The sequence below is a fragment of the Micromonospora lupini genome, assembly GCF_026342015.1.
GTDB lineage: Bacteria > Actinomycetota > Actinomycetes > Mycobacteriales > Micromonosporaceae > Micromonospora > Micromonospora lupini_B.
The window spans coordinates 1,173,565-1,186,106 of the sequence record NZ_JAPENL010000002.1 but is presented as its reverse complement, the minus strand read 5'-3'; the positions used below and the strand labels follow the sequence as shown (position 1 = coordinate 1,186,106).

Sequence of the window (12,542 nt, the reverse complement as noted above, 5' to 3'; positions counted from 1 at the left end):
GCGTGACGGTGGGGCCGCTCGTCGGACGAGCGGCCCCACCCGGTCCGTCGTCACGCGGGCACGTGACCGGCCGTCCAGCACGCCGAGTGGCTGTGGCAGGCGACGTACGCCGCCAGCGCGTCGTGCAGCGCGGCCCGCCGCGTGGCCGAGAGCCCGGCCGCGATGTTGTTGAGCTGCTGCGGGTCGGCGGTCCGGTCGTAGTACTCCCGCTCGCCGTTGGAGTACTCGACGTAGGTGTAGGTAGCGGTCCGCAGGGCCTCGTAGGTGATCGGGCTGCCGTTGCGGCGGTCCTGGGCGTCGGGATCGTCGGCGGCCTGGTTGGGGCCGTGGTGCTCGATGAGCGCCCCGGTACGCCAGTTCGGCGCCGCCTCGCCCTGCGCGAGAGGAAGCAGGTTGCGCCCGTCGACGTGCGTGCCGACGTCGGCGGCGCCGATGCGCTGGAAGGTCGGCGCCAGGTCGATGTTCTGCACGATCTCGGCGCGCTGCGATCCGGGAACGACGCCCGGCCCGGCGACGACGAGCGGCACTCGCACATCGGTGTCGAAGGCGGTCTGCTTGCCGCCTGTCAACCGGTACTCGCCCATGTGGAAACCGTTGTCGGAACTGAACACGACATAGGTGTTGTCGGCGATGCCGCTTGTGGTGAGCTGGGCGCGCAGGTTGCCGATCAGCCTGTCGACCGCCTGCACGGACTGGGCACGCTTGCGGAAGTTCGTGTCCAGGGTGCTCTTCTCCTGCGCGGTGAGCGGTCCGTTGTCGGCCAGCCAGGAGGGCGGGTTGGTGGGCAGCCTGTCGTACGCCGCGGTGCGCGGGGCGGTGAGCCCGGGGAAGTCGTCCAGGTCCTGGTTGGCCGGGGTGAACGGGCTGTGCGGGGCGAAGGTCGAGACCTCCAGCAGGAAGGGCGTGTTGGCGGCCGCCGAGCGCTGGATGAAGTCCTTGCCCTTGCGGGACAGGACGTTTGTCAGGTAGTCGGCCGGTTGGCTGCCGTAGTGGACGACCGTGTGGTTCTCGTTGAGGTCGTAGTTGTACTCCGGGTACCCGTTGCCGGCCACGTACCACTCCGACCAGCCGGGCGGGACGTACGGCAGCGCACCTCCCTGCGTGTCCGCCGGCAGGTAGCCGTTGAGGTACTTGCCCAGGAAGCCGGTCCGGTAGCCCTTGCCCTGCAACACGGTCGCGAAGGTCCGGTTCTCGTTGCCCCGGCCCTTGAAGACCGCGAAGCCGCCGTCGGCGCCGCCGTTGGTGAACACACCTGTGTCGTGGGGGAACTGGCCGGTCAGGATCGACGAGCGGGACGGGCAGCACAGCGAGTCGGTCACCGTGTAGTTCGTGAAGGTGGCCCCCTCGCTCTGGAGTTGTCGGACCTGCGGCAGGTACTGCACGAGGTTCCACGCGAGGTCGTCCACGAGGACGAAGATGATGTTGGGCGCGGTGGCGGCGGGCGTCGGGGTGGGCTCTGCGGCGCGTGCCGGTGCCCACGCGGCGAGCAGAGCCAGCCCGGCCACGACTGTGGTGGCGAGGAGGCGTCGCTGGGTGATAGCCATGTCGCCAAGACTGGCCAAAATTTGTCAGCATCTATTGAACAAGTGGTGATGATCCGATCAATGGTCCGGCCGTGCCCGTCGTGACCGAGGTTCCTAGGCTCGCGCTCCGCCGTCGACGCGGAGCACGACGCCTGTCACGAACGACGCACGGTCGCTGAGAAGCCACGCGGCCGACTCGGCGATCTCCTCGGGCTCGGCCTGGCGTCCCAGCGGCGTCGCCGCGATCAGGCGCTCCACCAGGCCGGGCGAGTTCTCCTGCCACCTCTCGATCATCTCGGTACGGGTGTTGCCCGGAGCGATCGCGTTGACCCGGATGCCCTCCGGCGCGAAGGTGATCGCCGCCGACTCGGTCAGGCTGTTCACCGCCCGCTTCATCGCCCCGTACGCGGGCAGCGCCGGGTTGCCAGTGAGGCTGCCGACGCTTGAGTTGTTCACGATCGCCCCCTGGCCTGCGGTGGCCCGGATCGCCGCGACCTGGGCGACCATGGCCAGCCACACACCTCGCAGGTTGACCTGGTAGAGCCGGTCGAAGTCGGCCTGGCTCACCCGGTCGACGGGCCCAGGTGGGGTGATTGTCGCGCCGTTGTTGAAGGCCACGTCGAGTCGCCCGTAGAGGGCGACGGCCCGGTCGATCGCCGCCCGGACGCTGTCCGGGTCGGCCAGGTCACACCGCACGTGGTCGGCCGTGCCGCCGGCCGCCCGGATCTCGTCGGTGACGGTCCTGAGCTGGGATTCCGTCCGCGCCGCAAGCAGCACTCGGGCACCCTCCCGGGCGAAGAGCCGGGCCGCCGCCGCGCCGATGCCCCGTCCCGCCCCGCTGACGAACGCGACCTTGTCGTTGAGCAGTGGTGTCATGTGGCCAGCTTGCGTCCGGCGTCCGGGCCGTAGCCAGGCATCGTCGATACCTGGCTGAGCCCGTCCGGCGGCGCACACTAGAGGGGTGAACCGACAGGAGTTGGCCCTTTTCCTGCGCAGCCGGCGTGAGCGGATCACCCCCGCCGAGGTGGGCCTGCCGGCCGGGGCCCGGCGTCGCACGCCTGGGCTGCGCCGGGAGGAGGTGTCCCGGCTGGCGTTCATCTCCATCGAGTACTACACCCGGCTCGAACAGGCCCGCGCCCCGCACCCCTCGCCCGAGGTGCTCGCCGGCCTGGCCCGCGCGCTGCGCCTCTCCGACGCCGAGCGCGACCACCTGCACCACCTGGCCGGCCGGCCGCCGGCGCCGCCCGTCGGGCCGCCGCGCGAGGTGCGGCAGAGCATCCTCGACCTGATCGAGCGGCTACCGCAGGCGGCCGCCCACGTGACGTCGGCCAGCTACGAGGTGATCGCCTGGAACGATCTCGCTGCGGCGTTGATGGAGGACTTCTCGGCGCTGCCCCGGCGCGACCGCAACCTCGTTCGCCTGGCCTTCCTCGGGCCGCGCCCGGACGGCCGGGTGCTGTACGGGGTGTCCGACGTCGAGGGGTTCGCCAGTAGTTCGGCCCGACGCCTGCGGGCCACCGCCGCCCGCTACCCCGACGACCCGGAGGTCACGGCGCTGGTCCGCGACCTGCTGGCGGGCAGCCGGCGGTTCCGCGAACTGTGGGAGTCGCACGACGTCGACGACGAACGCACCCTGATCAAGACTTTCCAGCACCCGCTGGTCGGGCCGGTGACCGTGAACTGCGACGTGCTCGACATCGCCGACCGCGACCAGCGGCTCGTCATTCACACCGCGGTGCCGGGCTCACCCTCCGCGGAGGCGCTGCGCCTGCTCTCGGTGCTCGGCACCCAGCGCATGGAGGTCGGCGCCGCCGAGCGCTGACCCCCGGCCTCGGTCGGGTGACGCCCCCGGCCGCCGTCGAGTGACGGTCCGCCGACGGTGCTGTGCCCGACGAGCACGGCGGACCCGCCGATGTGCCCGACCCACGACCGCCCACGGGTGAACGATCGGTCAAAGTCGCCGCGAAATTGATCGGGTTGCGCATTCTTTCCGTGAGGAGTCACGTGGGCGCGAACGCGTCTGCCTCGATCGGAGGATCACATGATCAGCTCGTCTCGCTCCCGGATCCGAGCGCTTGCGGTCATCGGGATGGCCGGTGTCCTGGCGGCGATCGGCCCGGTGCCTCGGCAGGCGTCCGCGGCGGAGGTCGCCGAGGGCGCCACCATGGGGCCCAACGCCCGGGTCGACATCCCGCGCATCGCCTCGGCGATCAAGCCACCGGCGGGATCCCGCCCGGTCGGCGCGTACGTCGTGACTCGCGGAACGCAGACCTACACGTGTGCCGGTGGCGTGTTCACCGGCGCGTCCGTGCCGGAGGCCCAGCTGATCGGCACCGGTGGTCGGGTCCACCACTTCAAGGGTCCGAGCTGGCAGTCCGAGCGCGACGGCTCCCTCATCACGGCGAAGAAGACGGCGGAGAGCCCGCGCCCGGGGACGATCCCCGAGCTGCTGCTGACGGTGGACACCCACGCCGGCCGCGGCATTCTCGGCAACGTCGCGTACGTCAGCCGTCTGTTCACCTCGGGCGGCGTCGCCCCGGCGGGCGCCTGCGTCGACGGCCAGACGGCGGCCGTGCCCTACGGCGCGGTGTACGTCTTCTGGGCCGCGAAGCGGTAACCGCGGCGTCCCGTCGGCGCGGCGGCGTCAGCGGTTGCGGCGGTGGTGGACGATGAGCGCCGCCGCGCAGAGCACCGCGACCAGGCCGAACACCGAGCCGATCCACGGGTTGTCCACGACTGTCGAGAACACGGCGTTGGTCGCCGCGCTGACGAAGAGCACAAGCCACAGCAGCGGGCGTAGCAGGCCGCCGGGCCGTTCCGGCGCGGCGGCCGGGGCCTCGGTGCTGCGGTACGAATCGGTCATGACTGTCTCCCTCGGTGGGCGTTCGACGACACCATCGACGCTAGGCGGGCGACCTCGGCGCAACGATCCCGCCAGCTCGACGACACCGGTACAGCAGGCTGTACTTTCCGCAGCAGGCGCTGCCGGCCGCGCGTGCGGTGGCCTATGTTGGCGCGGGAGGTGGGCGGCGATGGCGTACGTGCGGGGCCGGGTGCGCGCCTCGGTCGACGCCTTCGAACACCTCGTCGGCGGGCTGGGCACCGCGCTGCTGGCGGTGGGCGCGCTGTTCTGGGCGGTGGTCGTGGCGATGGCCTGCCTGGTCGGGGTGGGTCTGCGGCTGGCGCCCGGCGCGTTGCGGGCGGTCCGCTCGGTGGCCGACCGGGAGCGCGCCCGGCTGTCCCGTCGGGGTACGCCGATCCCGACTCCCGGGCCGGTGCCGGAGGAGCTGCGGGAGGCGGTGCGCGACCCGTTCGTCCGCCGGGAGGTCGGCTGGGTCACGCTCCACTCGATCACCGGCCTGGTGTCCGGACTGGTCGGCCTCGCCCTGCCGCTCTACGCACTCCAGGACATCACGTTCCCGCTCTGGTACCGGCTGGTCCGGCCCGAGGACGGCGCACCTGGGTTCTTCTGGTGGCGTATCGACGGGCTCTCCGAGGCGCTCGTGGTCGGTGTGCTCGGGGTGGGCTGGCTTGTCGCCGCGATCGGGTTCGGCCCGGCGCTGGCCCGCTTCCAGTCCTGGCCGGCCCGGTGGTTGCTGCCCCCGCCACCGGGGGTCGACCTGTCGCTGCGGGTCGCCACGCTGACCGCCACCCGGGCCGCGGCACTTGACGCCCACGCCGTGGAGTTGCGCCGCATCGAACGGTCGCTGCACGACGGTACGCAGAACCGGCTGGTCGCGGTCAACGTGCTGCTGGGCGCCGCGCGCCGGGCGGTGCGGCGCGACCCGGACCGGGCCGACGAGATCCTCGGGCAGGCCCAGGACGCGGCGGAACAGGCGCTCGGCGAACTGCGCACGGTGGTGCGCGGCATCCTGCCGCCCGTGCTTGACGACCGTGGTCTCGCCGGGGCGCTGGCGGGCCTGGCCGGCAGTTGCGCGGTGCCGTGCCGGCTCACGGTGGACGTCGCCGTCCGCTGCGCGGCGTCGGTCGAGGCCACCGCGTACTTCGTGGTGGCCGAGGCACTGACGAACGTGGTCCGGCACAGCGGGGCGAGCCGGGTGGACGTCGCCGTGCGCCGCGAGCACGGCCGGCTGCTGGTCACCGTCGAGGACGACGGGCGCGGCGACGCCGACGAGGCACGCGGCTCCGGGCTCACCGGCATCCGCCGGCGGGTCGAGGCGTACGACGGGCGAATGACGCTTACCAGCCCATCGGGAGGGCCGACGAGGATGCACGTGGAGCTGCCATGCGGATCGTGATCGCCGAGGATGACCCGCTGTTGCGGGAGGGGCTCGCGCTGCTGCTGCGGGCCGAGGAGCTGGACGTGGTCGCCACTTCGGGCACCCCAGGCGAGTTCCTGGTCGCGGTCGACGAGCACGCGCCGGACGTGGCGATCGTGGACGTACGGATGCCGCCGACCCACACCGACGAGGGCATCGTGGCCGCGGTGGAGGCCCGGCGGCGCCGGCCCGGCCTCGCGGTGCTGGTCCTGTCGGCGTACGTGGAGCAGGCGTTCGCCACCGAACTGTTCTCGGTCGGCGCCGCCGGGCTCGGTTACCTGTTGAAGGAGCGGGTGGGTCGGGTCGAGGAGTTCCTCGCCGCGCTGCGTCGCGTCGCGGACGGCGGCAGCGTGATCGATCCGGAGGTGGTGGCGCAGTTGCTCGCCCGCAATCGCCGGTCGGACACGGCGCTGGCCGAGCTGTCGCCGCGCGAGCGTGAGGTGCTGGGGCTGATGGCCGAAGGGCTCGGCAACACGGCGATCGCCGAGCGGCTGTTCGTCACCGACGGCGCGGTACACAAGCACATCCGGAGCATCTTCGCGAAACTCCAGCTCCCGCCGGACGACAGTGCCGACCGCCGGGTCACCGCCGTGCTGCGCTACCTCGACGGCGACCAGCGGTAGCGCCGGAACGCTGGTTCCCGCTCCGACTGCACGATCGGAGGACGGCCTGGCACGTGACCCGGGGCGGGTTCGGCATCGTGCCGAACCCGCCCCGAGGGCGTGCGGTGGAGAGCGTCAGCGTTGCAGGGTGAGCAGGCCGGGCCGGTACGGCAGCAGGCCGTAGTCGACGCCGTTGGAGGAGGGGGATCGGCCCTGGTAGAGCAGTTGCAGGTTGCAGGGGTCGACGGTGAAGGTCTGGTCGGCGCTGGTGCGGATCAGTTCGCCGTGGCTGATGTCGTTGGTCCAGGTGGCGCCGCTGTTGGCCTTGCCGGCGAAGGGGTTGCTCTCGGTGGCGGCCTGGGGGGTCCAGGTGCCGCCGAGGCTGGTGGCGGTGAAGGAGCGGAAGTAGCGGCCCTGGGAGCCGATGGCCTCGACGAGCATGAGGTAGCGGTTCTGGTTCTGGAGCTTGTAGACCTGCACGGCTTCGAACAGGTTGTTCGTGGAGTCGCTCATGACCGTGGTGTAGCTGCTGCCGAAGTTGCCGGGGAAGTTCCCGATCGGCATGCTGGCGCGGTAGATCTTGCCGTTGTCGCCGGCGAAGAAGAGGTACATGGTGGTGCTGTCGGCGATGAGGGTCTGGTCGATGGGGCCGGTGCCGGAGCCGGAGATGCTGCCGGTGAACAGGGTCTGCGCGGCGGACCAGCCGTTGGGGTTGGTGGGGTCGGTGGAGGTGCGGTAGGAGAACGCCGCGCCGCCCCACTGGTAGGCCAGGACCCAGATGTTGCGGGGGGCGAAGTAGAACAGGGTGGGTGCGACGGTGCCGTTGTTCATCGTGTTCTGGCTGGCCGAGGCCATGTCCGACCAGTTGGTGAACAGGCCGAAGTTCATCGAGCCCCACGACGAGCCGAAGTTGTGGGTGGTGGCGTAGACCAATTGGCGGCCGTTGTACGGCGCGACTGTGAAGTCCTTGAGCGACACCCAACCGGACTTCGGCTGCGCCAACGCGCCTGTCGACGACCACCGGTACGACGACGGCAGATCACACGTGGTGGGTGGCGGCGTCGTGGGTGGTGGGGTCGTGGGCGGTGGGGTGGTGGGCGGTGGGGTCGTGGGCGGTGGGCTCGTCGGCGGTGCGGGCGTGTCGGTCACCGGTGGCGTCGGCGTGGTCCCACCGTTGCAGGTCACACCGTTCAGGGCGAAGCTCGTCGGGTCCGGGTTGCTGCTCGTCCACGACCCGTTGAAGCCGAACGAAACCGTGCCGTTGGTCGCGACCGACCCGTTATAGCTCACGTTGCGTGCGGTGACCGCCGCGCCGCTCTGCGTCAAGGTCGTGTTCCATGCCTGCGTGACCGTCTGTCCGGCGCCGTACGACCAGGTAAGCGTCCAACTGCTCAACGGGTCGCCCAGGTTCGTGACCGTCACGTTGGCGCCGAACCCACCCTGCCACTGCGACGACACGGCATAGTTCACCGAGCAGCCTGCGGCGGCGGCGCCTGCCGGCATCGCCACGACGACAGTGGCCGACGCCAGCAACGCGACACCGGCCGAGACGAGGCCGACATTTGTCGGTCTGAATATGGTCATCAAGCACCCTCCTGACGGGATGGCGGCCTCCACATTCGTGGGAATCATTGTTAGGTGAGCGTTAACAGCCGCGTCGGCCATGTTACGGGAGCGCTCCCAAACCATCAACCTCGATGCCTTGAAGGCGGATGGGCGCGGCCGTGCGGGTGTTCGGGCACGTCAACGCGGTTGTCCCGGTGCGCTGCGCCAGGCGGCCCCGGCGGCCGTCGCGCCAGTCGGGAAGGGCGAGCGTTATCGATAACATCGCCATCGACCGATGGCTCGCACGTCCGCCCCGGCGTGCCGCGCCGACGTCAGAGCCAGACGACGATCCCGGTCAGGTCGTTGAGCACGGCGGCCACGCCCGCCCTGATGGCGGCCGCGCAGCGCTCGGCCGTGAACGTGCCCGCGTCGTACGACGAGGACATGCCGAGCCCTTCGCCACGGTACGACGCACCGTCCCAGTCGACGGCGGTGACGTTGTGGGTGGGCTCGGCCAGTTCGGCGCCGACCACCAGGAACTTCTCGTCCAGATGGTTCGGGGTGACAAGCGCGAGGGCGTCGATGAGTTCGTTGCCCGCGCTGACGATGAGGTCCGGACCCATCTCCATGGCCTTGGTGATGCTGGGGACCGCGTCGTGCGCGTCGTCGACGTCGACGGTCCTCAGGTCGACGTGCTCGTCGTCGGCCCAGTCCCGCACCGCCGTCGCGAGGGCCTTGGTCGGGGCGTCCGTGCCGGCGGTCAGCAGCACCACCCGGTAGTCCGTCGACGGGTGGACGTCGGCCCACGATCCGGGGCGTGGCGTGATGGTCGCCTCCGGGGCGGGCGGCGCCGAGGGGTCGACGAATCCCGGACCTAGCGAGCCGACGGCGCTCGGCGCGGGACGCGGTTGTGACCAGTCGTCGCCGGAGTCGCAGGCGGCGAGGAGCGCGGCGGTCACGGCCAACAGGGCGACGGCCCGAAGCGGGGGGCGCAAGGTGGTCGTCCTTTCGAATGGTGGCGGGAAGTGCGCGTACGCCTCGTATTCCTATCCCAGATCGGACGGCCGACAATCCGTGGACGGTCGGCCCGGGTGTTTGTTCGCCATCGGTTCGTCGGTGGGCGGGTTGGTGTTCACCCACGAGGTGCAGCGTGCACTGGCCAACCGAGGGAGCCGCATGCTGAGGCACATTCGCCGTACCGTTGTCGTCGCCGTTGTCGTATTTGCCGCGACGGTGCTTCCGTTCCTCGGCGGCGGAACGGCCTTCGCGCACGGCTTCTCATCGACCGTGTACGCGAAAATTACCGCCGGAGACGAGGGTCACATTCGCTCCGAGGTGGAGCTCGAATACGACCTGCTGATCGTGTCGGCCGCCGATTCCGGTGACGACGATCCGCTCTTCCGGGTGGGAACCGCCGCGTTCGAGGCGGGCGACTCCGCGGCGCAGGCCGCGGCGCTGAAGGCGCACGCCCCGACGGTGCTGCGCTATGTCACCGATCGCCTCTCGGTGACCGCGCGAGGCGCGGCCTGTCAGCCGACCCAGGTGCGCGACGCCACGATCGGCGCGCGCGAGGGGGTGCCGTACGCGTACCTGCTGCTGGACTGGACCTGCGCCGAGCGGGTCGACGAGCACGAGGTGCGCAGCGGCCTCTTCCCGGACGACGAGGCGTACGTCAAGGGCACCAAGACGATCGTCACCTACGAGATCGACGGCCGGTCCGGCAGCGCCGCCCTGGACGCCGCCAACCCGTCCTTCTCGACGGCCCAGACCGCCTACCAACGGTTCGGTGAGTTCTTCCTGCTGGGCGCCGAGCATCTGCTGTCCGGCATCGACCACATCCTGTTCCTGCTGGCGCTCATCGCCGGGTCGCGGCGGCTGCGGGAGATCGTGCTCGCGGCCACCAGCTTCACCCTGGCGCACTCGGTGACGTTCCTGCTGGCAGCCCTCGGCCTGGTCGAGGTGCCGGCGCGGATCGTGGAGCCGGTCATCGCGCTGTCGATCGCCATCGTGGCCGGCTGGCACCTGTGGGGGATCTGGCGGCGCGGTGACCACGCAGGCGATCTGGAGACGGCCGGGCGCGGTCACTTCAGCCTGGACCGCCGGGGCTGGATCCGCCTCGGGGTCGTCTTCTGTTTCGGCCTCGTGCACGGGTTGGGCTTCGCGGGCGCGCTGGGCATCGACGAGGCGTGGTCGTGGACCCTGCTGTGGTCGCTGCTGGTGTTCAACGTCGGTATCGAGGTCGTCCAGTTGACGATTATCGCCGCTGTCTTCCCGTTGCTCTTCGTGCTGCGCCGTCGTGCGCCGAAAGCGGGCCTCTGGGTGACCGGCGCTGTTTCGGCGGCAGTGTCCATCATGGGGCTGATCTGGTTTGTTCAGCGCGTCACCGGATCCTGAGTACGGCTAACCACTTCGTGAAGTGCAGCCATTCGCAAGATCACGTTCATGGCGGGTTCATCGCCCGACGAAAGTTTTGATCTGCTTCCCCCGGTGTCGGGTGAAGAACAATCCATTTCTCTATTCGAAAAGGGAACAATGTCGATGACATTGAGCACCTCGACACGGGCCCCCGGGCTCGTGCGGCGGCGCGTAGTCGCCGGGGTCGTAGCCGGATTCCTGGGAGTGGGCGCGGCCCTCGGTAGCGGTCTGCTGACCGCCGCCAGCGCCGCCGACCCCACCACGGTGTCCGGCATCGTCCTCGGCGTCGGCGCCAACGAGACCCAGCGCATCGTGTCCTGGTACTCCTCCGCCGACACCGCCCAGAAGATCCAGCTCGCCCCGACCGCCGAGATCGTCAACGGCGAGTTCCCGGCCGACGCCGTCAGCTTCGACGCCGTCGGCGCGGCGAACACCTCCACGACCGGCTTCAACCGCCACGCCACCATCAGCAACCTGCGTGAGAACACCGCGTACTCGTACCGGGTCGGCGCCGAGGGCAGCTGGTCGCCCGCGTACGCGTTCAAGACCCAGGACTTCGAGGGCGACTACGACTTCCTGTTCTTCGGTGACCCGCAGATCGGCTCCTCCGGTGACCGGCTCAAGGACCAGGCCGGCTGGGAGGAGACCCTGAAGGTCGCCACCGGCGCCAACCCGAATGCCGAGCTGCTGGTCTCCGCCGGTGACCACGTGGAGAGCGCCAACGACGAGGGCCAGTGGACCTCGTTCCTGGCCCCCGACCAGCTGCGTCAGATTCCCCTCGTCGCCACCATCGGCAACCACGACGTCGGTGGCAAGTCCTACGAGCAGCACCACTTCACCCCGAACACCGACCGCTCGGCCCAGTACTACAACGGGGACCAGGCGACCCGGTCCGGCGGCGACTACTGGTTCATCCACAAGGACGTGCTGTTCATCGACCTGAACAGCAACAGCTACACCAACCCGGCGGACGGCTCGGCCGGCGGCGACGCGGCGCACGTCGCGTACGTCACCGACGTCATCAAGAAGCACGGCTCCGAGGCCAAGTGGAAGGTGCTGGTCTACCACCACTCCATCTACTCCCCGGCCAGCCACGCGACTGACACCGACAACAAGCAGCGGCGGGAAGACTTCACCACTGCCTTCTCCAACCTCGGCGTCGACATGGTGCTCCAGGGCCACGACCACAGCTACTCCCGCAGCTACTCGATCAAGAACGGCCAGAAGGAGAACCCGGCTGAGGAGCCGGGCGCGCCCGAGGTCTACCCCGGCCCGGGTGGCGTCATCTACGTGACTGCCAACTCGGCGTCCGGCTCGAAGTACTACGACATCAAGAAGCCCGACGACACCGGCACTGGCATCCGTGGCAACGGACCGGACCCGCTGGACCCGAACAAGTACTGGTACAACTCCGTGCAGAACCAGGAGCACGTCCGCAGCTACGTCAAGGTGCAGGTGCGCGGCGACAAGCTGGTGCTGGCGAACGTCCGCAGCGGCACCTGCGCGGCCCCGAACGCGGCGGTCGAGAACGGCCTCTCCTGCGTCAACACGCCCGAGGGTCAGCCGGTCGGCTCGATCGTCGACAAGGTCACGGTGCACCCGTACCACGGTGACGGCCAGGCCATCCAGGTGAACGTTCCCAACGCGGCGCCTGGCGAGTTCGGCTGGACGATCGACGGCTACAACGGCCTGGTCGACCTGGGCACGGCGCAGGAGCGCAACGGCACCTACTTCGAGGCGACCGGCAAGATCAACCCGATCCTCGTGTCGGACAGCCGCCGCTCGCTCGCCCCGTGGTCGATCTCGGCCAGCGTCGGCGACTTCTCCGACGCCGACAAGACGTTCTCCGGCTCGTACCTGGGCTGGACCCCGTACGTCCTGGACGCCGGCGCGGGCGCCCAGGCCGGCGCCGCCGTCCTGTCGTCCCTCGACGACCAGGGCAAGGGCCTCTCGGCCTCCAGCGGGCTCGGCGCGGCCGTTCAGGGTCACCCCCGGGGCGGCGCAAAGCTCGGTGCCGACCTGGACCTGAAGATCCCGGACAGCATCGCCAAGGGCAGCTACCGCACCACCCTCACGATCACTGCGCTGAGCAGCTGAGAAGAACCTGTTCCACCGGGCGGGGTAGGCACCTTCAGGTGTCTGCCCCGCCACCGGTTCGCCCACTCCCAAGATCACCT

At 70.2% G+C, this 12,542-nt stretch carries 11 protein-coding genes; 6 read left to right on the top strand and 5 right to left on the bottom strand.

The features are described from left to right. Positions 1-50: 50 nt before the first annotated feature. Both OOJ91_RS20355 and OOJ91_RS20350 read right to left on the bottom strand, forming a co-directional pair. Positions 51-1,544 carry a sulfatase family protein gene (locus tag OOJ91_RS20355; protein WP_266247164.1) on the bottom strand — a complete coding sequence of 498 codons (1,494 nt, stop codon included), beginning with the start codon at positions 1,542-1,544 and terminating at the stop codon, positions 51-53. A 93-nt stretch (positions 1,545-1,637) separates the two neighbouring features. Next, positions 1,638-2,399: an SDR family NAD(P)-dependent oxidoreductase gene (locus tag OOJ91_RS20350; protein WP_266247162.1), complete on the bottom strand. Its 762-nt coding sequence runs from the start codon at positions 2,397-2,399 to the stop codon at positions 1,638-1,640. A gap of 85 nt (positions 2,400-2,484) precedes the next feature. On the opposite strand from OOJ91_RS20350, the gene OOJ91_RS20345 reads away from it, so the two are divergent. Together OOJ91_RS20345 and OOJ91_RS20340 are read left to right on the top strand one after the other, a co-directional pair. Further along, positions 2,485-3,345, top strand: a complete 861-nt coding sequence (locus OOJ91_RS20345) for a helix-turn-helix transcriptional regulator (protein WP_266247161.1) — start codon at positions 2,485-2,487, stop codon at positions 3,343-3,345. Between the two features lie 219 nt (positions 3,346-3,564). Next, a complete protein-coding gene (locus OOJ91_RS20340) occupies positions 3,565-4,140 on the top strand; it encodes a DUF3455 domain-containing protein (protein ID WP_266247159.1) in 576 nt (191 codons plus the stop codon). 27 nt (positions 4,141-4,167) lie between these two features. Here OOJ91_RS20340 and OOJ91_RS20335 read toward each other — a convergent pair whose 3' ends face one another. Continuing rightward, positions 4,168-4,386, bottom strand: a complete 219-nt coding sequence (locus tag OOJ91_RS20335; protein WP_266247156.1) for a hypothetical protein — start codon at positions 4,384-4,386, stop codon at positions 4,168-4,170. Between the two features lie 169 nt (positions 4,387-4,555). On the opposite strand from OOJ91_RS20335, the gene OOJ91_RS20330 reads away from it, so the two are divergent. Continuing rightward, complete coding sequence (locus tag OOJ91_RS20330; protein ID WP_266247155.1) at positions 4,556-5,782, top strand: sensor histidine kinase; 1,227 nt, start codon at positions 4,556-4,558, stop codon at positions 5,780-5,782. Then, positions 5,770-6,426: a response regulator transcription factor gene (locus OOJ91_RS20325; protein ID WP_266247154.1), complete on the top strand. Its 657-nt coding sequence runs from the start codon at positions 5,770-5,772 to the stop codon at positions 6,424-6,426. Before OOJ91_RS20330 ends, OOJ91_RS20325 begins: the two co-directional genes overlap by 13 nt. A 114-nt stretch (positions 6,427-6,540) precedes the next feature. Here the strand turns inward: OOJ91_RS20325 and OOJ91_RS20320 are convergent, their stop codons facing one another. Together OOJ91_RS20320 and OOJ91_RS20315 are read right to left on the bottom strand one after the other, a co-directional pair. Next, positions 6,541-7,989 carry a non-reducing end alpha-L-arabinofuranosidase family hydrolase gene (locus tag OOJ91_RS20320; RefSeq protein ID WP_266247153.1) on the bottom strand — a complete coding sequence of 483 codons (1,449 nt, stop codon included), beginning with the start codon at positions 7,987-7,989 and terminating at the stop codon, positions 6,541-6,543. A gap of 293 nt (positions 7,990-8,282) precedes the next feature. After that, the gene (locus OOJ91_RS20315) at positions 8,283-8,945 is read right to left on the bottom strand and encodes a hypothetical protein (protein WP_266247150.1); all 663 of its coding nucleotides are present in this window, start codon (positions 8,943-8,945) and stop codon (positions 8,283-8,285) included. A 181-nt stretch (positions 8,946-9,126) separates the two neighbouring features. Here OOJ91_RS20315 and OOJ91_RS20310 point away from each other — a divergent pair, with 181 nt between their 5' ends. After that, positions 9,127-10,344 carry a HupE/UreJ family protein gene (locus OOJ91_RS20310; protein WP_266247149.1) on the top strand — a complete coding sequence of 406 codons (1,218 nt, stop codon included), beginning with the start codon at positions 9,127-9,129 and terminating at the stop codon, positions 10,342-10,344. Positions 10,345-10,569: 225 nt separating this feature from the next. Continuing rightward, on the top strand, positions 10,570-12,462 hold the full coding sequence (locus OOJ91_RS20305; protein ID WP_266247148.1) for an FN3 domain-containing metallophosphoesterase family protein: 1,893 nt from the start codon (positions 10,570-10,572) through the stop codon (positions 12,460-12,462). Positions 12,463-12,542: the final 80 nt, after the last annotated feature.